19 protein-coding genes are annotated in these 23165 nt (G+C 62.9%); 17 read left to right on the top strand and 2 right to left on the bottom strand.

Features of this window, described 5'->3' with window-relative positions; all coding sequences use genetic code 11:
* Nucleotides 1–5: 5 nt before the first annotated feature.
* Together JZZ72_RS08080 and map are read right to left on the bottom strand one after the other, a co-directional pair.
* On the bottom strand, nt 6–2708 hold the full coding sequence (locus JZZ72_RS08080) for a [protein-PII] uridylyltransferase (protein ID WP_043863250.1): 2703 nt from the start codon (nt 2706–2708) through the stop codon (nt 6–8).
* Nucleotides 2709–2728: 20 nt separating this feature from the next.
* Complete coding sequence (gene map / locus JZZ72_RS08075) at nt 2729–3511, bottom strand: type I methionyl aminopeptidase (protein ID WP_043863251.1); 783 nt, start codon at nt 3509–3511, stop codon at nt 2729–2731.
* A 345-nt stretch (nt 3512–3856) separates the two neighbouring features.
* Between map and rpsB the strand changes: the two genes are divergently transcribed.
* The 17 genes from rpsB (at nt 3857) to JZZ72_RS07990 (ending at nt 23113) form a co-directional block, all read left to right on the top strand.
* Complete coding sequence (rpsB, locus tag JZZ72_RS08070; RefSeq protein ID WP_043863252.1) at nt 3857–4597, top strand: 30S ribosomal protein S2; 741 nt, start codon at nt 3857–3859, stop codon at nt 4595–4597.
* A gap of 193 nt (nt 4598–4790) precedes the next feature.
* A complete protein-coding gene (gene tsf, locus JZZ72_RS08065) occupies nt 4791–5654 on the top strand; it encodes a translation elongation factor Ts (RefSeq protein WP_043863253.1) in 864 nt (287 codons plus the stop codon).
* A 182-nt stretch (nt 5655–5836) separates the two neighbouring features.
* Entirely contained in the window at nt 5837–6580 is a 744-nt protein-coding gene (gene pyrH, locus JZZ72_RS08060) for a UMP kinase (RefSeq protein WP_038614006.1), read from the top strand.
* Nucleotides 6577–7134 (top strand): ribosome recycling factor, encoded by a 558-nt coding sequence (frr, locus tag JZZ72_RS08055; RefSeq protein WP_043863254.1) that lies wholly within the window; start codon nt 6577–6579, stop codon nt 7132–7134. Before pyrH ends, frr begins: the two co-directional genes overlap by 4 nt.
* A gap of 18 nt (nt 7135–7152) precedes the next feature.
* Nucleotides 7153–7908 (top strand): polyprenyl diphosphate synthase, encoded by a 756-nt coding sequence (gene uppS / locus JZZ72_RS08050; RefSeq protein WP_043863255.1) that lies wholly within the window; start codon nt 7153–7155, stop codon nt 7906–7908.
* Nucleotides 7908–8723, top strand: coding sequence for a phosphatidate cytidylyltransferase (locus JZZ72_RS08045; RefSeq protein ID WP_054915002.1), 816 nt, complete (start codon nt 7908–7910; stop codon nt 8721–8723). Before uppS ends, JZZ72_RS08045 begins: the two co-directional genes overlap by 1 nt.
* Entirely contained in the window at nt 8720–9910 is a 1191-nt protein-coding gene (gene ispC / locus JZZ72_RS08040) for a 1-deoxy-D-xylulose-5-phosphate reductoisomerase (protein ID WP_210014266.1), read from the top strand. The genes JZZ72_RS08045 and ispC overlap by 4 nt, the downstream gene beginning before the upstream one ends.
* A 57-nt stretch (nt 9911–9967) precedes the next feature.
* On the top strand, nt 9968–11320 hold the full coding sequence (rseP, locus tag JZZ72_RS08035) for an RIP metalloprotease RseP (RefSeq protein ID WP_054915001.1): 1353 nt from the start codon (nt 9968–9970) through the stop codon (nt 11318–11320).
* 74 nt (nt 11321–11394) lie between these two features.
* On the top strand, nt 11395–13743 hold the full coding sequence (gene bamA / locus JZZ72_RS08030) for an outer membrane protein assembly factor BamA (protein ID WP_043863259.1): 2349 nt from the start codon (nt 11395–11397) through the stop codon (nt 13741–13743).
* Between the two features lie 45 nt (nt 13744–13788).
* Nucleotides 13789–14292, top strand: coding sequence for an OmpH family outer membrane protein (locus tag JZZ72_RS08025; RefSeq protein ID WP_043863260.1), 504 nt, complete (start codon nt 13789–13791; stop codon nt 14290–14292).
* Nucleotides 14293–14294: 2 nt separating this feature from the next.
* Nucleotides 14295–15350, top strand: a complete 1056-nt coding sequence (gene lpxD, locus JZZ72_RS08020; RefSeq protein WP_058541488.1) for a UDP-3-O-(3-hydroxymyristoyl)glucosamine N-acyltransferase — start codon at nt 14295–14297, stop codon at nt 15348–15350.
* Between the two features lie 112 nt (nt 15351–15462).
* The gene (gene fabZ / locus JZZ72_RS08015) at nt 15463–15903 is read left to right on the top strand and encodes a 3-hydroxyacyl-ACP dehydratase FabZ (protein WP_038613986.1); all 441 of its coding nucleotides are present in this window, start codon (nt 15463–15465) and stop codon (nt 15901–15903) included.
* Nucleotides 15900–16676, top strand: coding sequence for an acyl-ACP--UDP-N-acetylglucosamine O-acyltransferase (gene lpxA / locus JZZ72_RS08010; protein WP_043863262.1), 777 nt, complete (start codon nt 15900–15902; stop codon nt 16674–16676). The genes fabZ and lpxA overlap by 4 nt, the downstream gene beginning before the upstream one ends.
* 1 nt (nt 16677) lies before the next feature.
* The gene (gene lpxB / locus JZZ72_RS08005; RefSeq protein WP_210014265.1) at nt 16678–17805 is read left to right on the top strand and encodes a lipid-A-disaccharide synthase; all 1128 of its coding nucleotides are present in this window, start codon (nt 16678–16680) and stop codon (nt 17803–17805) included.
* Entirely contained in the window at nt 17806–18435 is a 630-nt protein-coding gene (gene rnhB, locus JZZ72_RS08000; RefSeq protein ID WP_210014264.1) for a ribonuclease HII, read from the top strand.
* 102 nt (nt 18436–18537) lie between these two features.
* Nucleotides 18538–22059, top strand: coding sequence for a DNA polymerase III subunit alpha (gene dnaE, locus JZZ72_RS07995; RefSeq protein WP_058541490.1), 3522 nt, complete (start codon nt 18538–18540; stop codon nt 22057–22059).
* A gap of 106 nt (nt 22060–22165) precedes the next feature.
* The gene (locus JZZ72_RS07990) at nt 22166–23113 is read left to right on the top strand and encodes an acetyl-CoA carboxylase carboxyltransferase subunit alpha (RefSeq protein WP_043863266.1); all 948 of its coding nucleotides are present in this window, start codon (nt 22166–22168) and stop codon (nt 23111–23113) included.
* Nucleotides 23114–23165: the final 52 nt, after the last annotated feature.

Genomic DNA, 23165 nt, shown 5'->3' with positions numbered 1-23165 from the left:
ATCGGTCAAAGGGTGAGGCGGGTCATCTCGACGCCGGTGGCCTGGTCGACGCGCAACTGCTCGACGATCTCGGCCTGCAGGCGGCGGCACAGTTCAGGGTCGGACAGCGGCTGGTTGTCGGCGTCGGTGATGAAGAACACGTCTTCCACCCGCTCGCCCAGGGTGGCGATCTTGGCGTTCTGCAGCGACAGGTCGAACTCCAGGAAGATCTTGCCGATGCGTGCCAGCAGGCCCGGGCGGTCCGGGGCGCTGAGCTCGAGGATGGTCACCGGGCGCTGGGCATCGTTGAGGATGGTCACCTGGGGCGCGAAGGTGAAGTGCTTGAGCTGGCGCGGTACCCGACGCTGGATGATGGTGGGGTAGTCGTCGGGGTTGCGCAGGGCTTCGGTGAGGCCTTCACGGATTTCCTTGACGCGCTGCGGGTTGTCGCCGATCGAGCCGCCGTCGTTGTCGAGCACGATGTAGGTGTCGAGGGTGAACTGGCTGCTGGAGGTGATGATGCGTGCGTCGTGGATGTTCAGGTTGAGCTGGTCCATCGCGGCCACGGTCACGGCGAAGAAGTCGTGCTGGTCGGGGGCATAGATGAAGATCTGCGTACCGCCCTCGAACTCGCGCTGGGTGGTCTCCTTGATCAGCACCAGCGGGCCGCCGTCGGCCGGCTGCTGCAGGATCGCGTCGGAGTGCCAGGCCACGTCCGCGGCGGTGTGGCGCAGGAAGTAGTCATCGCCCAGTTGCGACCACAGTTGTTCGACGTCGTCCGGGTCGGTGCCTTCGCGTACCAGGATGTCCAGAGCTGCGCTCTGGGTCTGGCGGATCTGCTCTTCGCGTTCCAGCGGGTTTTCCAGGCCGCGGCGCAGGGCCCGCTTGGTTTCGGTGTAGAGCTGGCGCAGCAGGCTGGCGCGCCAGGAGTTCCACAGGCTCGGGTTGGTGGCGTTGATGTCGGCCACGGTGAGCACATAGAGGTAGTCCAGGTGCACCAGGTCGCCGACCAGCTGGGCGAAGTCGTGGATCACCTGCGGGTCGGAGAGGTCCTTGCGCTGGGCAGTGGTCGACATCACCAGGTGGTTCTGTACCAGCCACACGATCAACCGGCTGTCCCAGGCGGGCAGCTGGTGGCGGCTGCAGAATGCCTGGGCGTCCACCGCACCGATCTCGGAATGGTCGCCCTGACGCCCCTTGCCGATGTCGTGGTACAGGCCGGCGAGGTAGATCAGCTCGGGCTTGGGCAGGCGCCCCATGAGCTTGCTGGCCAGCGGGAATTTCTCGGACACGGGGGTGTACTGCAGTTTGCGCAGGTGCTTGATCAGGTTCAGGGTGTGCGCATCGACCGTATAGATGTGGAACAGGTCGTGCTGCATCTGCCCCACGATCAGGCCGAACTCGGGCAGGTAGCGCCCCAGGATGCCGTAGCGGTTCATGCGGCGCAGGTTGCGGTGGATGCCGATCTCGCACTTGAACAGCTCGATGAACAGGCTGGTGTTGCGGATATCGTTGCGGAACTCGTCGTCGATCAGGTGCCGGTGCTCGCGCAGCAGGCGGATGGTGTCGGCACGCACGCCCTTGATTTCGGGGTGCTGAGCCATCAGCACGAAGATCTCGAGCATGGCGAACGGGGTGCGCTTGAACACGTTGCTGCGCACCGCCTCGATGTAGCCGTCATGCAGCTGGAAGCGCGGGTTCAGCGGCTGGGTGCTGCTGGCGCTGTCATCGGCGAGGATGACTTCCTCGAAGTGCTGGATGATCAGGTCGCTGAGCTCGGCGATGCTCATCACCACCCGGTAGTACTGCTGCATGAACTGTTCGATGGCGCGCTTGGGGTTGTCATCGGTAAAGCCCAGCAACGCGGCGATGCTGCGCTGGTGGTCGAACAGCAGGCGGTCTTCGGCGCGCCCGGCGAGCATGTGCAGGGCGTAGCGCACCTTCCACAGAAACTCCTGGGACGAGGCCAGCAGGTTGTTCTCGCTCTCCAGCAGGAAGCCTTCGCCGGCCAGCGCATGCAGGTTGAGCGTGCCGTACTGGCGGCGCGCTACCCAGAGCACGGTCTGGATGTCGCGCAGGCCGCCGGGGGAGCCCTTGACGTTGGGTTCCAGGTTGTACTCGGTGTCGTTGTACTTGTGGTGGCGCGCCTTCTGCTCGGCGCGCTTGGCCAGGAAGAATTCCTTGCTCGGCCACATGTGCGCCGTGCTGGTGACCTCGAGCATGCGCTGGCGCAGGTGTTCGGGGCCGCAGATGGTGCGGCTTTCCATCAGGTTGGTGACCACAGTGAGGTCGGCCCGCGCCTGTTCGGCGCATTCGTCCACCGAGCGCACGCTCTGGCCGACTTCCAGGCCGATGTCCCAGAGCAGGGTGAGGAAGCGCTCGATCGAGTCGCGAAACACCTCGTGGTCGGCGTCATCGAGCAGGATCAGCAGGTCGATGTCGGAATAGGGGTGCAGCTCGCCGCGCCCGTAGCCGCCGGTGGCGATCAGGGCGATGTCGGCGGCTTCGCTCCAGCTGAACTGGTTCCATGCCTGTTGCAGGATGTTGTCGACGAACCAGGCGCGGTCCTCGATCAGTCGGCGGATCTCGCGGCCGCTGCGAAAGCGCCCGTCGAGCACCTCGCCGGCCTGGCGGATGGCTTTCTTGAAGGCCGCTATGGGGCTGGCCTTGAGGGCCAGTTCCGCCTGGAACTGGCCGCGGTCGAACAGCTCGGGGTCCACCTGGGGCATCGATGACGTTCCTGTGAGGGTCAGGCCGAAGTGCGCGGGATCGTGTCGTCCTTGCGCAGGGTGAAGATCTCGTAGCCGGTGGCGGTGACCACCAGGGTGTGTTCCCACTGCGCCGAGAGCTTGCGGTCCTTGGTGATGGCGGTCCAGCCGTCGCCCAGCACCTTGGTGTCGGCCTTGCCCTGGTTGATCATCGGCTCGATGGTGAAGGTCATGCCTTCCTTGAGTTCCATGCCGGTACCGGCGCGGCCGTAGTGCAGGATCTGCGGCTCTTCATGGAACACCTTGCCGATACCGTGGCCGCAGAACTCGCGCACCACCGAGAAGCCGTTCTTTTCGGCGTGCTTCTGGATCACTTCGCCGATGTCGCCCAGGCGGCAGCCCGGCTTGACCAGCTCGATGGCCTTGTACATGCACTCCTGGGTGACCTGGGACAGGCGCTCGGCCCATACCGGCACGGTGCCGACGTGGAACATGCGGCTGGTGTCGCCGTGGTAGCCGTCCTTGATCACGGTCACGTCGATGTTCAGCGTGTCGCCATCCTTGAGCGGCTTGTCGCCCGGGATGCCGTGGCACACCACGTGGTTGACCGAGGTGCAGATCGACTTGGGGAAGCCCTTGTAGTTCAGGGGCGCGGGGATGGCCTGCTGCACGTTGACGATGTAGTCGTGGCACAGGCGGTCGAGTTCCTCGGTGGTGACACCGGGCTTGACGTGTTCTTCGATCATCTCCAGGACTTCGGCGGCCAGGCGGCCGGCGACGCGCATCTTTTCGATGTCTTCGGCGGTTTTGATAGTGACGGTCATTGCAGGCTCTCTACGGCGCGCGCAGGCGCAAATGAAACGGGAAAGGCGTGATTCTAACAGAGCGAGGCGGCGGGCTGGGGCCTGGGCTGCGGGGCATTGCCTACTATTTATTTTGATTGCATCGGTCGCTGCGTGAGCAGGGCGGGTGCAACCCTCGGGTGTCGTCTGTTTTTTCGGTTTCGCTCGGCTCACTTGTGTGGTATAAAATGCGCCGCTTTCGGGGATAGCCCCGTCTGCTCAAACCCACACACGTGTCGACACGATGGCCTGGGTGCCCCTGACTTCGGTTTCGGGGTTGGTCATTGGGATACGTGGAGGCCCAACCCGACTTATCAAGGAACTATCATGTCCCAAGTCAACATGCGCGATATGCTGAAGGCCGGTGTGCACTTCGGTCACCAAACCCGTTACTGGAATCCGAAAATGGGCAAGTACATTTTCGGCGCGCGCAACAAGATCCACATCATCAACCTTGAAAAAACCCTGCCGATGTTCAACGAGGCACTGACCTTCGTAGAGCGCCTGGCCCAGGGCAAAAACAAGATTCTGTTCGTCGGCACCAAGCGTTCCGCTGGCAAGATCGTTGCTGAAGAAGCAGCACGTTGCGGTTCGCCGTACGTCGATCACCGCTGGTTGGGCGGCATGCTGACCAACTACAAGACCATCCGTGCTTCGATCAAGCGTCTGCGCGACCTGGAAACCCAGGCCGAAGATGGTACCTTCACCAAGCTGACCAAGAAAGAAGCGCTGATGCGCACCCGCGATCTGGAAAAACTGGACCGCAGCCTGGGTGGTATCAAGGACATGGGCGGCCTGCCTGATGCCCTGTTCGTGATCGACGTTGACCACGAGCGCATCGCTATCACCGAAGCCAACAAGCTGGGTATCCCGGTCATCGGCGTTGTCGATACCAACAGCAGCCCGGAAGGCGTTGACTACATCATCCCAGGCAACGATGACGCCATTCGCGCCATCCAGCTGTACATGGGTTCGATGGCTGACGCCGTTATCCGTGGTCGCAACAACGTTGCCGGCGGCACCGAAGTGTTCGCAGAAGAAGCAGCTGCACCGGCTGCCGAAGCCTGAGTAGCTGACGCTTAGCGTCGACTCGGCACGCAAAAAGGGGGCTTGGCCCCCTTTTTGCCACCTTGAAATCCTCTTGTCAGCGTCGCCGTTGCATCATTGCGAGCTGCATGTGCTCTGGCAGTGGATTTCCAGAATTGAACGCCCGTCAGGTATCGGGTGGAATGGTTGAAAACCTATCCAAGAGGAATTTGAAATGGCAGCAATTACTGCAGCGCTGGTAAAAGAACTGCGCGAGCGTACCGGCGAAGGCATGATGGATTGCAAGAAAGCCCTGGAAAAGGCTGGCGGCGACATCGAAAAAGCCATTGACGACATGCGCGCTTCGGGTGCCATCAAGGCAGCCAAGAAAGCTGGCAACGTTGCCGCTGAAGGCGCCATCGCCATCAAGGCCGACGACAAGTCCGCTGTCCTGCTGGAAGTGAACTCGCAGACCGACTTCCTGGCCCTGCAAGACGACTTCAAGGCCTTCGTCGCCGAAAGCGTCGAGCAAGCCTTCGCTGAAAAACTGACCGACGCTGCGCCGCTGATCGCTGCGCGTGAAGCTGCTCGTGAAGCCCTGGTGGCCAAGGTTGGCGAAAACGTCAACATCCGTCGCCTGGTGCGCGTTGAAGGTGACGTTGTCGGTACCTACCTGCACGGCAACAAGATCGGTGTTGCAGTGGTCCTGAAGGGCGGCGACGTCCAACTGGCCAAAGAGATCGCCATGCACGTGGCGGCAAGCAACCCTGAGTTCCTGCTGCCGTCGGAAGTTTCGGCTGAAGCGATCGAGCGCGAAAAAGCCGTGTTCCTGCAGCTGAACGAAGAGAAGATCAAAGGCAAGCCTGAGAACATCGTCGAGAACATGGTCAAAGGCCGTATCTCGAAGTTCCTGGCCGAAGCCAGCCTGGTCGAGCAAGCCTTCGTCATGAACCCGGAAATCAAGGTCGGCGAGCTGGCCAAGAAAGCCGGTGCCGAAATCGTTTCCTTCACCTACTTCAAGGTAGGCGAAGGCATCGAGAAGCCAGTCGACAACTTCGCTGAAGAAGTTGCTGCACAGCTGGCTGCTGCCAAGCAGTAAGACAGAGTCACCTCTGTCGCCCCAAAGAGGCTGCCCGCTCACGCGCGCAGCCTCTTTGTCAAAGCGGGGGCGGTTTACAACGCCGCCCTTTCGCTGGCGCAGTCGCTGCGCCACGCTACAGTTAGCAGGCTGAAAACAGCCCGCCCAGATTTTTTTTCAAAACGCCGCAGGAGAGATTCGCAATGGCTCAGCAGGGCAGTGGTTATCAAGCTCGCTATAAACGCATTCTACTCAAGCTTAGCGGCGAGGCCCTGATGGGCTCGGAAGAGTTCGGCATCGACCCCAAGGTGCTGGATCGCATGGCGCTGGAAGTCGGCCAGCTGGTCGGTATCGGTGTGCAGGTCGGCCTGGTGATCGGCGGCGGCAACCTGTTCCGTGGCGCGGCGCTCAGCGCAGCGGGCATGGATCGCGTTACCGGCGACCACATGGGCATGCTGGCCACGGTAATGAATGCGCTGGCCATGCGCGATGCGCTGGAGCGCGCCAACATCACCGCCATCGTCATGTCGGCGATCTCCATGGTAGGCGTGACCGATCACTACGATCGCCGCAAGGCCATGCGCCACCTGAACTCGAAAGAAGTGGTAATTTTCGCGGCCGGTACCGGCAACCCGTTCTTCACCACCGACTCCGCCGCCTGCCTGCGCGCCATCGAAATCGATGCCGACGTGGTATTGAAGGCAACCAAGGTCGATGGTGTATACACTGCAGACCCATTCAAAGACCCGCATGCCGAGAAGTTCGATCATCTTACCTACGATGAAGTGCTGGATCGCAAGCTGGGCGTGATGGACCTGACAGCTATCTGTCTGTGCCGAGACCACAAGATGCCGTTGCGCGTCTTCAACATGAACAAGCCTGGCGCCCTGCTGAACATCGTGCATGGTGGCGCTGAAGGGACCCTGATCGAGGAAGTTCAAAAATGATCAACGAAATCAAGAAAGACGCCCAAGCGCGTATGCAGAAATCCCTGGAGTCTCTGGCTTATGCGTTCGGCCAGATTCGTACCGGCAAGGCACACCCCAGCATCCTGGCAAGCGTGATGGTGCCTTACTACGGTACCGACACCCCGATCAGCGGCGTGGCCAACGTAACCGTGAAAGATTCGCGCACCCTGCAGGTGGTGGCTTTCGAGCGCAACATGCTCGCTGCCGTCGACAAGGCCATCCAGAGCGCCGGCTTGAATCTCAATCCGACCAACCTGGGTGAGCTGCTGCTGATCAGCATGCCAGCCCTGACCGAAGAAACCCGCAAGGGCTTCACCAAGCAGGCGCGCAGTGCGGCCGAAGACGCGCGCGTTGCTGTGCGCAACATTCGCCGCGATGCTCTGGGTGAGCTGAAGAAGCTGGTCAAGGACAAGGAAATCAGTGAAGACGAAGAGCGTCGCGCCATCGCTGATATCGACAAGCTGACCAAAGATACCGAGGCCCAGATCACCAAGGCCACCGAAGAGAAAGAAAAGGACCTGATGGCCGTTTAAGGGCCGGGACTTTTTTCAATGGAAAAGACCAAGCAGGGTGTGCCTCCATCGGTGCCGCGCCATGTCGCGATCATCATGGATGGAAATAATCGCTGGGCGAAGAAGCGCCTGTTGCCCGGCGTTGCCGGGCACAAGGCAGGCGTGGATGCGGTGCGCGCGGTCATCGAGGTGTGCGCCGAGGCCAAGGTCGAGGTCCTGACCCTGTTCGCGTTCTCCAGCGAGAACTGGCAGCGCCCGGCCGACGAGGTCGGTGCGCTGATGGAGCTGTTCTTCTCGGCGCTGCGCCGCGAGGCCAGGCGGCTCAACGAGAACAACATCAGCCTGCGCATCATCGGTGATCGCTCGCGCTTTCACCCTGAGTTGCAGGCTGCCATGCGCGAGGCCGAGGCGCTGACCGCAGGCAGCAATCGCTTCATCCTGCAGATCGCCGCCAACTACGGTGGTCAGTGGGATATCGCCCAGGCCGCCCAGCGCCTGGCGCGTGAAGTGCAGGCCGGGCATCTGCGCCCGGAAGACATCACCCCCGAGTTGCTGCAGCCGTGCCTGGCGACAGGCGATCTGCCGTTGCCCGACCTGTGCATCCGCACCGGTGGCGAGCACCGCATCAGCAACTTCCTGCTGTGGCAGCTGGCGTACGCCGAGCTGTATTTCTCCGACCTGTTCTGGCCGGACTTCAAACACGAGGCCATGCGCACTGCATTGGCCGATTTCGCTTCGCGCCAGCGCCGCTTCGGTAAAACCAGCGAGCAGGTCGAGGCTGGAGCCCGTGCTTAATGCTTAAACAACGCATCATCACTGCGCTGATTCTGTTGCCGATTGCCCTGTGCGGGTTTTTCCTGCTCGACGGGGCGAACTTTGCCTTGTTCATCGGCCTGGTGGTCACCCTTGGGGCCTGGGAATGGGCCCGCCTGGCCGGGCTGATCGCCCAGGGCCTGCGGGTTGCCTATGCCGTGGTGGTCGCCGGCCTGCTGATGCTGCTGCACCTGATGCCGGAGCTGGCACCCTGGGTGCTGGGCGTTTCGGTGCTGTGGTGGGCGCTGGCCACCTGGCTGGTGCTGACCTACCCGCGTACCAGCGAGCTGTGGGCCAGTGTGGCCTGCCGCCTGCTGATCGGCCTGCTGGTGCTGTTGCCGGCCTGGCAAGGCCTGGTGCTGATCAAGCACTGGCCCCTGGGCAACTGGCTGATCATGGCGGTGATGGTCCTGGTATGGGGTGCCGATATCGGCGCCTACTTCTCGGGCCGGGCCTTTGGCAAGCGCAAGCTGGCGCCGCAGGTCAGCCCCGGCAAGAGCTGGGAAGGTGTCTACGGTGGCCTGGCGCTGAGCCTGGTGATCACGGCGGTGGTGGGCGTGACCCGCGAGTGGAGCGCCGGCGAGCTGATCCTCGGTCTGTTCGGTGCCGCCGTCGTGGTACTGGTGTCGGTGGTCGGCGACCTGACCGAAAGCATGTTCAAGCGCCGTTCCGGGATCAAGGACAGCAGCAACCTGCTGCCGGGGCACGGTGGGGTACTGGATCGCATCGACAGCCTCACGGCTGCCATCCCGCTGTTTGCCGTGCTGCTGTGGGCCGCCAACTGGGGCGCGCTGTGAGCCGCCCGCAACGGATCACGGTGCTGGGCGCCACAGGTTCCATTGGCCTGAGCACACTGGACGTGATTGCCCGTCACCCCGAGCGCTACCAGGCCTATGCCCTGAGCGGCTATTCGCGCCTGGGCGAGCTGCTGGCCCTGTGCCTGCGCCATGCTCCGGTGTTTGCCGTGGTGCCGGGCGATGAGGCCGCGCAGCAGTTGCAGGCCGACCTGCGTGCTGCGGGGTCGAGTACCGAGGTACTGGTGGGCGAGCAGGGCCTGTGCCAGGTGGCGGCCGACCCGCAGGTGGATGCGGTGATGGCGGCCATCGTCGGTGCGGCGGGGTTGCGTCCGACCCTGGCCGCAGTGGAGGCGGGCAAGAAGGTGCTGCTGGCCAACAAGGAGGCGCTGGTGATGTCCGGCGCCCTGTTCATGCAGGCCGTGCAGCGCAGTGGTGCGGTACTGCTGCCGATCGACAGCGAGCACAACGCGATCTTCCAGTGCCTGCCCGGTGACTATGCCCGCGGCCTGGCCCAGGTGGGGGTGCGGCGCATCCTGCTGACCGCCTCCGGTGGTCCGTTTCGTGAAACGCCGCAGGCCGAGCTGGAGCACGTCACCCCGGAGCAGGCCTGTGCGCACCCGAACTGGTCCATGGGGCGCAAGATCTCCGTCGACTCGGCCAGCATGATGAACAAGGGCCTGGAGCTGATCGAGGCGTGCTGGCTGTTCGATGCCAAGCCTGCCCAGGTCGAGGTGGTGGTCCACCCGCAAAGCGTGATTCACTCGCTGGTCGACTACGTCGATGGTTCGGTGCTGGCACAGTTGGGCAACCCCGACATGCGCACGCCGATCGCCAACGCCCTGGCCTGGCCGCAGCGCATCGACTCGGGTGTGGCGCCGCTGGACCTGTTCGCCGTTGCCCGCCTGGATTTCCAGGCGCCGGACGAGCAGCGCTTTCCGTGTCTGCGTCTGGCGCGTGAAGCGGCGGACGCCGGCAACAGTGCCCCTGCGATGCTCAATGCGGCCAATGAAGTGGCCGTCGAGGCATTTCTTCAGCGGCGCATCCGCTTCCCGCAGATCCCGAGTATCATCGAGCACGTGCTCAACCAGGAAGCGGTCGTTGCCGTGCCGACGCTGGAGGCGGTGTTTGCAGCCGACCAGCGTGCACGCAGCCTGGCCGGGCACTGGTTGGATCGTCACGGGGTCTGAGGTGCGACGTCGCCACGGGTTGCGCCCGCTCCCGCTGAACGCTATTCGGAGAAAGACATGAGTGCGCTCTACATGATTATCGGCACCCTGGTCGCATTGGGCGTGCTGGTCACCTTTCACGAGTTCGGTCACTTCTGGGTGGCGCGGCGCTGCGGCGTCAAGGTTTTGCGGTTTTCCGTAGGGTTCGGCATGCCGCTGGTACGCTGGCATGACCGCCATGGCACCGAGTTCGTGGTGGCCGCCATTCCCCTGGGCGGCTACGTGAAGATGCTCGACGAGCGCGAAGGCGAAGTGCCTGCCGACCAGCTGGAGCAGTCATTCAACCGCAAGAGCGTGCGCCAGCGCATCGCTATCGTCGCGGCCGGCCCCATTGCCAACTTTCTGCTGGCCATCGTGTTCTTCTGGGCACTGGCCATGCTTGGCAGCCAGCAGGCGCGGCCGGTCATCGGCGCGGTCGAGGCTGGCAGCCTGGCGGCCGCCGCAGGCCTTAGCGCCGGCCAGGAGATTGTCGCGGTCGACGGCAAGCCGACCAACGGCTGGGCAGCGGTCAACCTGCAGCTGGTGCGCCGGCTGGGTGAAAGCGGTGCGCTGCAGGTCAGCGTGCGTGAAGAGGGTGCCAGCACCGACAGCAGCCATGTGCTCAAGCTCGATGCCTGGCTCAAGGGTGCCGACGAGCCCGACCCGATCCGCTCCCTGGGCATCCGCCCATGGCGCCCGGCGCTGGTGCCGGTGCTGGCCGAACTTGATCCCAAGGGGCCGGCCCAGGCCGCCGGTCTGAAAACCGGCGACCGCCTGCTGGCACTCGACGGCAAGGCGCTTGACGATTGGCAGCAGGTGGTGGACACCGTGCGCGGCCGTGCCGGCAGCCGCATCGTGCTGAGCGTGGCGCGTGACGGGGCGACGCTGGAGTTGCCGGTAACCCTCGCCAGCCGTGGCGAAGGCCAGAATGCCAGTGGTTACCTGGGGGCGGGCGTGGCGCCGGTGGAGTGGCCTGCGGCCATGTTGCGCGAGGTCAGTTATGGCCCGCTGCAGGGCCTGGGCGAGGGTGTTTCGCGCACCTGGAACATGAGCGTGCTGACCCTCGATTCGCTGAAGAAAATGCTGTTCGGCGAGCTCTCGGTAAAAAACTTGAGCGGACCGATAACCATTGCTAAAGTGGCGGGCGCTTCGGCCCAGTCCGGCGTTGGGGATTTCCTGAATTTCCTCGCCTACCTGAGCATTAGCCTGGGGGTTCTTAATTTGCTGCCCATTCCTGTACTGGATGGGGGGCATTTGCTGTTTTACCTGATCGAATGGGCGCGTGGTCGTCCGCTTTCGGATCGGGTGCAAGGTTGGGGGGTCCAGATCGGTATCAGTTTGGTAGTCGGGGTGATGTTGCTTGCCCTGATCAACGATTTGGGTCGACTGTAACGCTTCGCTCAATTGCGAACCTGCCGCGTCCCGCGGTGGGTCGTTTATTGCCAGTTGGAATAAGAAAGGACTTCATGAAACGTCTGCTGCTAACTGCGGTTCTCGCCGTACTGATGATCGCTGAAGTTCACGCCGAGTCCTTCACCATCTCCGATATTCGTGTCAATGGTCTGCAGCGGGTTTCCGCGGGCAGCGTGTTCGGCGCCTTGCCATTGAACGTTGGGGACGAGGCCGATGATCGGCGCCTGGTGGATTCCACCCGTGCGCTGTTCAAGACCGGCTTCTTCCAGGACATCCAACTGGGTCGCGACGGCAACGTCCTGATCATCACCGTGGTCGAGCGTCCTTCCGTCTCGAGCATCGAGATCGAAGGCAACAAGGCCATCAGCACCGAAGACCTGATGAAGGGTCTGAAGCAGTCGGGTCTGGCCGAAGGTGAAATCTTCCAGCGTGCCACCCTCGAAGGTGTGCGCAACGAGCTGCAGCGCCAGTACGTGGCCCAGGGCCGCTACTCGGCCGAGGTCGACGCCGAGGTGGTGCCGCAGCCGCGCAACCGCGTAGGTCTGAAAATCAAGATCAACGAAGGCACCGTCGCTGCCATCCAGCACATCAACGTGGTGGGCAACACCAAGTTCAGCGACGACGAGCTGGCCAGCCTGTTCGAACTCAAGACCACCAACTGGCTGTCGTTCTTCAAGAACGACGACAAGTATGCCCGCGAAAAACTGTCCGGCGACCTCGAGCGCCTGCGCTCCTACTACCTGGACCGCGGCTACATCAACATGGACATCGCCTCCACCCAGGTGTCGATCACCCCGGACAAGAAGCACGTCTACATCACCGTGAACGTCAACGAGGGCGAGAAGTACACCGTTCGTGACGTCAAGCTGTCCGGCGACCTGAAGGTGCCGGAAGACCAGGTCAAGGCACTGATGCTGGTGCAACCTGGCCAGGTGTTCTCGCGCAAGGTGATGACCACCACCTCCGAGCTGATCACCCGCCGCCTGGGCAACGAAGGCTATACCTTCGCCAACGTCAACGGCGTGCCGCAGCCTCACGATGACGACCACACCGTCGACATCACCTTCGTCGTCGACCCGGGCAAGCGTGCCTACGTCAACCGCATCAACTTCCGTGGCAACACCAAGTCCGAGGACGAAGTGCTGCGCCGCGAGATGCGCCAGATGGAAGGTGGCTGGGCATCGACCTACCTGATCGACCAGTCCAAGACCCGCCTCGAGCGCCTGGGCTTCTTCAAGGAAGCCAACGTCGAGACCCCGGCCGTACCGGGCACCGACGACCAGGTCGACGTGAACTACAGCGTCGAAGAGCAGGCATCGGGTTCGATCACCGCCAGCGTCGGTTTCGCGCAGAGCGCCGGCCTGATCCTGGGTGGTTCGATCAGCCAGAACAACTTCCTGGGTACCGGTAACAAGGTCTCCATCGGCCTGACCCGTTCCGAATACCAGAGCCGCTACAACTTCGGCTTCGTGGACCCCTACTGGACTGCCGATGGCGTGAGCCTTGGCTACAACGCCTTCTACCGCACCACCGACTACGACGACCTCGACGTCGACGTGGCCAGCTATGCGGTGGACAGCCTGGGTGCGGGCGTCAGCGTCGGCTACCCGATCAGCGAGACTTCGCGCCTGACCTTCGGCCTCACCGCCCAGCAGGACAAGATCAAGACCGGTCGCTACACCGTTGACGAGATCTTCGACTTCGTCAAAAAGGAAGGCGACAACTACCTGAACTTCAAGGCATCGGCCGGCTGGTCGGAGTCCACCCTGAACAAGGGCGTGCTGGCTACCCGTGGTCACTCCCAGAGCCTGGTGCTCGAGGCGACCACCCCGGGCAGCGACCTGTCGTTCTTCAAGCTTGACTACCGTGGCCAGCTGTTCAAGCCGATCAACAACGACTACACCCTGCGTCTGCACACCGAGCTGGGCTACGGCGACGGCTTCGGCGGCACCTCGGGCCTGCCGTTCTACGAGAACTACTACGCCGGTGGCTTCAACTCCGTGCGTGGCTTCAAGGACAGCAGCCTGGGCCCGCGCAGTACCCCGAGTAAAGGCAACAACCCTGGCACTGCGCGCGACCCGGACCAGGATCCACTGCCGTTCGGCGGCAACGTGCTGGTGCAGGGCGGCGTGGAACTGCTGTTCCCACTGCCGTTCGTCAAGGACCAGCGTTCGCTGCGCACCTCGGTTTTCTGGGACGTGGGTAACGTGTTCGACACCAACTGCGGCTCCAAGCCGGATTGCGAGAAGGTCGGCCTCAGCGGCCTGGCCAGCTCGGTCGGCCTGGGCGTGACCTGGATTACTGCACTGGGCCCGTTGAGCTTCAGCCTGGCGATGCCGGTCAAGAAGCCGGACGATGCCGATACCCAGGTGTTCCAATTCTCTCTGGGCCAGACCTTCTAAGGGTCTGCCCCGCGTAAACGACAACGGATTCTGTAGGAGTGCATCGTGCGTAAGTTGACTCAACTGGCTGTACTGGCTGCGACCCTGATCGCGACCCCGGCATTTGCCGAGATGAAAATTGCCGTCCTGAACTATCAGATGGCGCTGCTGGAATCGGACGCGGCCAAGAAGTACGCGGTCGATGCGGAGAAGAAATTCGGCCCGCAACTGACCAAGCTGAAAAACCTGGAAAGCAGCGCCAAGGGCATCCAGGACCGTCTGGTCAAGGGTGGCGACAAGATGGCCCAGGGCGAGCGCGAGCGTCTGGAGCTTGAATTCAAGCAAAAGGCCCGTGACTTCCAGTTCCAGTCCAAGGAGCTGAACGAAGCCAAGGCCGTTGCCGACCGCGAGATGCTCAAGCAGCTCAAGCCCAAGCTCGACGGCGCAGTGGAGGAAGTGATCAAGAAGGGTGCTTTCGACCTGGTACTCGAGCGTGGCGCGGTCATTGATGTCAAGCCTCAGTACGACATCACCCGCCAGGTCATCGAGCGCATGAACCAGTCCCGTTGAACATGACTGCGACCATGAAACTCGGCCAGCTGGCCGAGTTCCTCGGGGCCACCCTCAGTGGCCCGGCGGAGCTCGACATCACTGGCCTTGCGACCCTGCACGAGGCTGGCCCGGGACAATTGAGCTTCCTGGCCAACCCGCAGTACCGCAAATTCCTGCCTGAGAGCAAGGCCGCTGCGGTCCTGCTCAAGGCTGCCGATGCCGAGGGCTTTGCCGGTCACGCGCTGATCGTTGCAGACCCCTACCTGGCTTACGCACGTGTTTCCCACCTGTTCGATCCAAAGCCCAGGGCTGTGGCGGGAGTTCATCCCAGCGCCGTGGTGGCTGCAGACGCACAGGTCGATGCCAGCGCCAGCATCGGTGCCTGTGCAGTGATCGAAAGCGGGGCGCAGATCGGCCCTGGCGTGACCATCGGTGCCCACTGCTTCATCGGCGCGCGCAGCGTGATCGGCGAAGGCGGCTGGCTGGCCCCGCGTGTCACGCTGTACCACGATGTGCATATCGGCAAGCGTGTGGTGATCCAGTCCGGCGCCGTGCTGGGGGGTGAAGGTTTCGGTTTCGCCAATGAAAAGGGCGTATGGCAGAAGATTGCCCAGATCGGCGGCGTGAGCATCGGCGACGATGTCGAGATCGGCGTGAACACCGCCATCGACCGCGGTGCACTGGCCGATACCCGTATCGGCAATGGCGTGAAACTCGACAACCAGATCCAGATCGCCCATAACGTACAGGTCGGCGACCACACGGCAATGGCCGCGTGTGTCGGTATTTCCGGCAGCACCAAGATCGGCAAGCATTGCACCATCGCCGGCGGTGTCGGCATGGTCGGGCATATTGATGTGTGTGATGGGGTGTTCGTCTCCGGGATGACCATGGTCACCCGTTCCATCACCGAGCCAGGTGCCTATTCGTCCGGTACGGCCATGCAGCCGCTGGGTGAGTGGCGCAAGAGTGCCGCGCGCATTCGCCAGCTGGATGAGATGGCCAAACGTCTTCAACAAGTGGAAAAGCGACTCGAGGCCGTGACCTCGGGCGACAAAGCTTCATCAGAAGGCTGATACCATTTCCTGATCAAGAGCGCCCAGCCGCTAGACTGCGCTCCTTGATTTGCTAAAGGAGCGCCGCTTGAACGTGCGCGCTCCCTATCTTTACTACAGGCTTCCCCCCGAAATGATGGACATCAACGAGATTCGCGAATATTTGCCTCACCGTTACCCGTTCCTGCTGGTGGACCGGGTGGTGGACTTGGACGTAGAGGCCCAGCGCATTCGTGCCTACAAGAATGTCAGCATCAACGAGCCTTTCTTCAACGGTCACTTCCCGGCGCACCCGATCATGCCCGGCGTGCTGATCATCGAAGCGATGGCCCAGGCAGCCGGCATCCTCGGTTTCAAGATGCTGGACGTCAAACCCGCGGACGGTACCCTGTACTACTTCGTCGGTTCCGACAAGTTGCGCTTTCGCCAGCCGGTGCTGCCGGGTGATCAACTGATCCTCGAAGCCAAGTTCATCAGCTGCAAGCGCCAGATCTGGAAGTTCGAGTGCCAGGCGTCGGTGGACGGCAAGCCGGTATGCTCGGCCGAGATCATCTGCGCGGAACGCAAACTATGAGTTTGATTGACCCTCGGGCAATCATCGATCCATCGGCAAAGATTGCCGACGGCGTCGAGGTCGGCCCATGGTCGATCGTCGGTGCCGGGGTCGAGATCGGGGAAGGGACCGTGATTGGTCCGCATGTGATTCTCAAAGGGCCGACCCGCATCGGCAAGCACAACCGCATCTACCAGTTCGCCTCTGTCGGCGAAGACACCCCTGACCTCAAGTACAAGGGTGAACCGACGCGCCTGGTGATCGGCGACCACAATGTGATCCGCGAAGGCGTGACCATTCACCGTGGCACCGTGCAGGACCGTAGCGAAACCACCCTGGGTGATCACAACCTGGTCATGGCCTATGCCCATATCGGGCACGACAGCGTGATCGGCAACCACTGCATCCTGGTCAACAACACCGCGCTGGCCGGGCATGTGCATGTGGGCGACTGGGCGATACTGTCCGGGTTTACCCTGGTGCACCAGTTCTGCCATATCGGCGCCCACAGCTTTTCCGGCATGGGTACCGCCATCGGCAAGGATGTGCCGGCCTTCGTCACCGTGTTTGGCAACCCGGCCGAGGCGCGCAGCATGAACTTCGAAGGCATGCGCCGTCGCGGTTTCAGCGATGAGGCTATCCATGCCCTGCGCCGCGCCTACAAGGTGGTGTATCGCCAGAACCTGACGGTCGACCAGGCCATCGCCGAACTGGCCGAGCCCGCCCAGCAGTTCCCCGAGGTCGACCTGTTCGTCAAGTCGATCCAGAACTCCGCCCGCGGCATCACCCGCTGACATGGCGCAACTCTGTGTAGCGCTGGTGGCAGGCGAAGCCAGCGGCGATATTCTTGGCGCCGGCCTGATGCGTGCACTCAAGGCCCGCCATCCGCAGGTACGCTTTATCGGCGTCGGCGGCCCATTGATGGAAGCCGAGGGGCTGAGTTCCTACTTTCCCATGGAGCGCCTGGCCGTCATGGGCCTGGTCGAAGTGCTGGGTCGCCTGCGCGAGCTGCTCAAGCGCCGCAAGCTGCTGATCCAGACGCTGATCGAGCAGAAACCGGACGTGTTCATCGGTATCGATGCGCCCGACTTCACCCTCAACATCGAACTGAAACTGCGCCAGGCCGGCATCAAGACCGTGCACTACGTCAGCCCTTCGGTATGGGCCTGGCGGCAGAAGCGTGTGCTGAAGATCCGCGAAGGCTGCGACCTGATGCTCACGCTGTTTCCGTTCGAGGCGCGGTTCTATGAAGAGCAGGGCGTGCCGGTGCGTTTCGTCGGCCACCCGCTGGCCGATACCATCCCGCTGCAGGCCGACCGCACTGCAGCGCGTGAAGCGCTGGGCCTGCCCGACGGCCCCTTGGTGGCGCTGATGCCAGGCAGCCGTGGCGGCGAAGTAGGGCGCCTGGGTGCACTGTTTCTGGATACCGCACAGCGGCTTCGCGAGCTGGTGCCGGGGGTGCGCTTCGTCTCGCCCTGCGCCAATCCGGTGCGCCGTGCCCAGCTCGAACAGATGCTCGAAGGCCGCGACCTGCCACTGACCCTGCTCGACGGCCAGTCGCACCAGGCCCTGGCGGCCTGCGATGCGGTATTGATCGCCTCGGGCACCGCTACCCTGGAGGCGCTGTTGTTCAAGCGACCCATGGTGGTGGCGTACCGCGTGGCCCCGGTGACCTACTGGATTCTCAAGCGCCTGGTCAAAAGCCCTTATGTATCGCTGCCCAACCTGCTGGCCCAGCGCCTGCTGGTGCCCGAACTGCTGCAGGAGGCCGCCACCAGCGAGGCCCTGGCGCAGACCCTGGCACCACTGGTGAGCGTTGGCGAGCAGCAGACCGAGAGCTTCGATCAGATTCACCGTACCCTGCGCCGCGATGCCTCCAACCAGGCAGCCGACGCGGTACTGGCCTTGCTGGAACATCGATAAATGCAAATCGGACTGGATTTCAACCTGGTCGAAGACCTGGTCGCCGGGGTTGACGAAGTCGGCCGCGGCCCGCTGTGTGGCGCGGTGGTGACCGCTGCCGTGATCCTCGACCCGAGCCGGCCGATCCTGGGCCTGAACGATTCGAAAAAACTCACCGAGGCGCGCCGCGAAAAGCTCTTCGACGAGATCTGCGAGAAGGCCCTGAGCTTTCACATCGCCCGCGCCGAGGTCGACGAGATCGACCAGCTGAACATTCTGCATGCCACCATGCTGGCCATGCAGCGCGCGGTCGAAGGCCTGCACATCACGCCCAAGCTGGCACTGATCGACGGCAACCGTTGCCCCAAGCTCAACGTGCCATCGGCGCCGGTGGTCAAGGGTGACAGCCAGGTGCCGGCCATCGCTGCGGCCTCTATCCTGGCCAAGGTGACCCGTGACCGGGAAATGGCTGCCTTCGAGCTGATCTACCCTGGCTACGGCATCGGCGGGCACAAGGGCTACCCGACCCCGCTGCACCTTGAAGCCCTGGCCCGGCTTGGCCCCACGCCGATTCACCGGCGCTCGTTCGCCCCGGTAAGGGCTGCATTCGAGGCCCGTGGCCTGCAGGCCAACTGCCTGTTGCCGGTGTAGAGGCAACCCCCGTTCAGCCTGACCACTCCCGCGCAGGCTGTAGTTTTGATCGAGGCCCGGTACAATCCGGGCCTTGTTGTTTTGTGCTGCTATAGGATCATCATGTCGGCTTCTTTCGTTCATCTTCGCCTGCACACCGAATTCTCGCTGGTCGATGGCCTGGTGCGGATCAAGCCGCTGGTCAAGGCCCTGGCCGGGATGAACATGCCGGCGGTGGCCGTCACCGACCAGAGCAACATGTGCTCGCTGGTCAAGTTCTACAAGACCGCCATGGGCAGCGGGATCAAGCCGATCTGTGGGGCCGACCTGTGGCTGTCCAACGCCGACCCCGACCTGCCGCTGTCGCGCATCTGCCTGTTGGCGATGAACGCCAAGGGCTACCGCAACCTCACCGAGCTGATCTCCCGTGGCTGGATGGACGGCCAGCGCAATGGCGTGGTGGTCATCGAGCGCGAGTGGATCGCCCCGGCCAGCGAGGGCCTGATCGCCTTGTCGGCGGCCAGGGAAGGCGATATCGGCATGGCACTGCTGGGCAACAACCCGCAGGAAGCCGAGGCCCTGCTGCGCGACTGGATGGCGATGTTCCCCGATCGCTTCTATGTCGAGGTGCAGCGCACCAACCGCAGCGGCGACGAAGAGTATTTGCACGCCGCCGTGGCCCTTGCCGACCGCCTGGGCGCGCCGCTGGTGGCCACCAACGACGTGCGCTTCATCAAGCAGACCGACTACGACGCCCACGAAACCCGGGTGTGCATCGGCGAAGGCCGTGCCCTGGACGATCCGCGGCGTTCGCGCAACTACAGCGACCAGCAGTACCTGAAAAGCCCGGAAGAAATGGCCGAGCTGTTCAGCGACCTGCCCGACGCCCTGGCCAACACGGTCGAGATCGCCAAGCGCTGCAACATCGAGGTGCAGCTGGGCAAGCACTTCCTGCCCGACTTCCCCACGCCCAACGGCATGGGCATCGACGAATACCTGCGCCATGTGTCCCATGAAGGCCTGGAAGAGCGCCTGGCGGTGCTCTGGCCCAAGGACACCACGCCCAACTATGAAGAGAAGCGCCAGGTCTACCTCGACCGGCTGAAGTTCGAGCTGGACATCATCATCCAGATGGGCTTTCCCGGTTACTTCCTGATCGTTATGGACTTCATCAAGTGGGCCAAGAACAACGGCGTGCCGGTAGGTCCGGGCCGGGGGTCGGGTGCCGGCTCGCTGGTGGCCTACGTGCTGAAGATCACCGACCTCGACCCGCTGGCCTACGACCTGCTGTTCGAACGTTTCCTCAACCCTGAACGGGTCTCGATGCCCGACTTCGACGTCGACTTCTGCATGGACGGTCGCGACCGCGTGATCGAGTACGTGGCCGATGCCTACGGGCGCAATGCGGTGAGCCAGATCATCACCTTCGGCACCATGGCGGCCAAGGCGGTGGTGCGTGACGTGGCGCGGGTGCAGGGCAAGTCCTACGGCCTGGCCGACCGCCTGTCGAAGATGATTCCGTTCGAAGTCGGCATGACCCTGGAGAAGGCCTACGAGCAGGAGGAAATGCTGCGCGACTTCCTCAAGACCGACGAGGATGCCAAGGAAATCTGGGACATGGCCCTCAAGCTCGAGGGCGTTACCCGGGGCACCGGCAAGCACGCCGGTGGCGTGGTCATCGCGCCGACCAAACTCACCGACTTCTCGCCGATTGCCTGTGACGAAGAGGGCGGCGGCCTGGTAACCCAGTTCGACAAGGATGACGTGGAGGCGGCCGGCCTGGTGAAGTTCGACTTCCTTGGCCTGCGTACCCTGACCATCATCAAGTGGGCAATGGAGACGATCAACCGCGAGCAGGCCAAGGCCGGCCTGCCGGACCTGAACATCGACTTCATCCCGCTGGACGACAAGAAAACCTACGACCTGCTGCAGAAGGCCGAGACCACTGCGGTATTCCAGCTCGAGTCGCGCGGCATGAAGGAGCTGATCAAGAAGCTCAAGCCCGACTGCCTGGAAGACCTTATCGCACTGGTGGCACTGTTCCGCCCGGGCCCACTGCAATCGGGCATGGTGGACGACTTCATCAACCGCAAGCACGGCCGCGCCGAGCTGGCCTACCCGCACTCCGACTACCAGTACGAAGGCCTCAAGCCGGTACTGGCGCCGACCTACGGCATCATCCTGTACCAGGAACAGGTGATGCAGATCGCCCAGGTGATGGCCGGCTACACCCTTGGCGGTGCGGACATGCTGCGCCGGGCGATGGGCAAGAAGAAGCCCGAGGAAATGGCCAAGCAGCGTGGCGGTTTCATCGAAGGCTGCGCCACCAACAACATCGACCCGGACCTGGCGGGCAACATCTTCGACCTGGTGGAAAAATTCGCCGGTTACGGTTTCAACAAGTCCCACTCCGCCGCCTACGGCCTGGTGTCGTACCAGACCGCCTGGCTCAAGACCCATCACCCGGCCGCGTTCATGGCTGCGGTACTGTCGGCGGATATGCACAACACCGACAAGGTGGTGACCCTGATCGAGGAAGTGCGCAGCATGAAGCTGCGCCTCGATGCACCGGATGTGAACACCTCCGACTTCAAGTTCACGGTCAACGACGACGGCCGCATCGTGTATGGCCTGGGCGCGATCAAGGGCGTGGGCGAGGGCCCTGTCGACGCGATCGTCGAGGCGCGCAGCAGCGGGCCGTTCAAGGACCTGTTCGACTTCTGCGAGCGGGTCGACCTCAAGCGCATCAACAAGCGCACCCTCGATGCATTGATCCGCAGCGGTGCGCTGGACCGCCTGGGGCCGTTCTTCCACGACGAAATCAAGGCCTACCAGGCCAACATCGACCGTAATCGCGCGGTGCTGCTGGGGGCGATGGAAGAGGCGATCAAGTCGGCCGAACAGACCGCACGCACCCACGACAGCGGGCACTCGGACCTGTTCGGCGGGTTGTTCGTGGAGGCCGACGCCGACGTCTATGCCAACCACCGCAACGCCCGCGAGCTGACCCTCAAGGAACGCCTGCGCGGCGAGAAGGACACCCTGGGCCTGTACCTGACCGGCCACCCGATCGACGAGTACGAAGGCGAGATCCGCCGTTTCGCCCGTCAGCGCATCATCGACCTCAAGCCGGCCCGCGATACCCAGACCGTGGCCGGCATGATCATTGCGCTGCGCGTGATGAAGAACAAGAAGGGCGACAAGATGGGCTTCGTGACCCTCGACGACCGCTCCGGGCGCATCGAGGCGTCGCTGTTTGCCGATGCGTTCATGGCCGCGCAGCCGTTGCTGCAGACCGACGCGATGGTGGTGGTCGAAGGGGAGGTCAGCAATGACGACTTCTCCGGTGGCCTGCGCCTGCGGGTCAAGCGTGTGATGAGCATGGAAGATGCACGTACCAACCTGGCCGAAAGCCTGCGCCTGAAGATCCATGCCGACGCCCTCAAGGGCGACCGCCTGGCGTGGCTGGGCGAGCTGTTCAAGCGCCATCGCGGCGCGTGCCCGATCAGCATGGAATACACCGGCAACGATGCGCGCGCCCTGCTGCAGTTTGGCGAAGGTTGGCGCATCGACCCCGCGGACGGACTGATTCAGGCCCTGCGTGACCAGTTCGGGCGTGAGAACGTCTTCCTGCAATATCGATGAATTGATGAATTTTTAATCTCGACCTGAATGCGCCTGATCCCTTAAGGTAGGGCGCCAAACGGATCAACCGGCCGGCCGCCTGGCCGTCGACCCAAGACGGATGCCTATGAACCCGAATTTTCTGGATTTCGAACAGCCGATTGCTGACCTGCAAGCCAAGATCGAAGAGCTGCGCCTGGTCGGCAATGACAACTCGCTGAACATCGGCGATGAAATCGCCCGTCTGCAAGACAAGAGCAGCACGCTGACCGAGAGCATTTTCGGCAACCTGACCAGCTGGCAGATCGCGCGCCTGGCGCGTCACCCGCGTCGTCCGTACACCCTGGACTACATCGACCACATCTTCACCGAGTTCGACGAGCTGCATGGCGACCGCCACTTCTCCGACGACGCCGCGATCGTTGGTGGCATCGCCCGCCTGGACGACCAGCCGGTGATGGTGATCGGTCATCAGAAAGGCCGTGAAGTGCGCGAGAAGGTGCGCCGCAACTTCGGCATGCCACGCCCTGAAGGCTACCGCAAGGCGTGCCGCCTGATGGAAATGGCCGAACGCTTCAAGATGCCGATCCTGACCTTCATCGACACCCCGGGCGCCTACCCCGGCATCGACGCCGAAGAGCGCAACCAGAGCGAAGCGATTGCCTGGAACCTGCGCGTGATGGCTCGCCTGAAAACGCCGATCATCGCCACCGTGATCGGCGAAGGCGGTTCGGGCGGTGCACTGGCCATCGGCGTTTGCGACCAGCTGAACATGCTGCAGTACTCCACCTACGCGGTGATTTCGCCGGAAGGCTGCGCCTCGATCCTGTGGAAGACTGCCGAGAAGGCTGCTGACGCAGCCGAAGCGATGGGCATCACGGCCGAGCGCCTCAAGGGCCTGGGTATCGTTGACAAAGTGATCGGCGAACCACTGGGCGGCGCACACCGTGACCCGGCGGCAGCCTCGGCCAACATCCGCGCTTCGCTGATCGAGCAGTTGGACATGCTCAAGGCGTTCGACAACGACGCGCTGCTCAAGCGCCGTTATGATCGCCTGATGAGCTACGGGCTCTGATCTGAACTCATCGGTGGCCCTTTCGCTTCTGTAGGAGCCGGCTTTGCCGGCG

This window comes from Pseudomonas palmensis, assembly GCF_017848315.1.
GTDB classification, from domain to species: Bacteria; Pseudomonadota; Gammaproteobacteria; order Pseudomonadales; family Pseudomonadaceae; genus Aquipseudomonas; species Aquipseudomonas palmensis.
This window is presented reverse-complemented; position numbering and strand designations above follow the sequence as displayed.

What these genes read in the sequence shown, in the direction of transcription:
- rnhB (WP_210014264.1), top strand. Translation starts at nt 17,806, where the DNA reads ATGCAAATCGGACTGGATTTCAACCTGGTCGAAGACCTGGTCGCCGGG.
- pyrH (WP_038614006.1), top strand. Translation starts at nt 5,837, where the DNA reads ATGGCTCAGCAGGGCAGTGGTTATCAAGCTCGCTATAAACGCATTCTA.
- frr (WP_043863254.1), top strand. Translation starts at nt 6,577, where the DNA reads ATGATCAACGAAATCAAGAAAGACGCCCAAGCGCGTATGCAGAAATCC.
- fabZ (WP_038613986.1), top strand. Translation starts at nt 15,463, where the DNA reads ATGATGGACATCAACGAGATTCGCGAATATTTGCCTCACCGTTACCCG.
- lpxB (WP_210014265.1), top strand. Translation starts at nt 16,678, where the DNA reads ATGGCGCAACTCTGTGTAGCGCTGGTGGCAGGCGAAGCCAGCGGCGAT.
- JZZ72_RS08045 (WP_054915002.1), top strand. Translation starts at nt 7,908, where the DNA reads ATGCTTAAACAACGCATCATCACTGCGCTGATTCTGTTGCCGATTGCC.
- rseP (WP_054915001.1), top strand. Translation starts at nt 9,968, where the DNA reads ATGAGTGCGCTCTACATGATTATCGGCACCCTGGTCGCATTGGGCGTG.
- uppS (WP_043863255.1), top strand. Translation starts at nt 7,153, where the DNA reads ATGGAAAAGACCAAGCAGGGTGTGCCTCCATCGGTGCCGCGCCATGTC.
- dnaE (WP_058541490.1), top strand. Translation starts at nt 18,538, where the DNA reads ATGTCGGCTTCTTTCGTTCATCTTCGCCTGCACACCGAATTCTCGCTG.
- tsf (WP_043863253.1), top strand. Translation starts at nt 4,791, where the DNA reads ATGGCAGCAATTACTGCAGCGCTGGTAAAAGAACTGCGCGAGCGTACC.
- JZZ72_RS08080 (WP_043863250.1), bottom strand. Translation starts at nt 2,708, where the DNA reads ATGCCCCAGGTGGACCCCGAGCTGTTCGACCGCGGCCAGTTCCAGGCG.
- lpxA (WP_043863262.1), top strand. Translation starts at nt 15,900, where the DNA reads ATGAGTTTGATTGACCCTCGGGCAATCATCGATCCATCGGCAAAGATT.
- lpxD (WP_058541488.1), top strand. Translation starts at nt 14,295, where the DNA reads ATGACTGCGACCATGAAACTCGGCCAGCTGGCCGAGTTCCTCGGGGCC.
- JZZ72_RS07990 (WP_043863266.1), top strand. Translation starts at nt 22,166, where the DNA reads ATGAACCCGAATTTTCTGGATTTCGAACAGCCGATTGCTGACCTGCAA.
- bamA (WP_043863259.1), top strand. Translation starts at nt 11,395, where the DNA reads ATGAAACGTCTGCTGCTAACTGCGGTTCTCGCCGTACTGATGATCGCT.
- map (WP_043863251.1), bottom strand. Translation starts at nt 3,511, where the DNA reads ATGACCGTCACTATCAAAACCGCCGAAGACATCGAAAAGATGCGCGTC.
- rpsB (WP_043863252.1), top strand. Translation starts at nt 3,857, where the DNA reads ATGTCCCAAGTCAACATGCGCGATATGCTGAAGGCCGGTGTGCACTTC.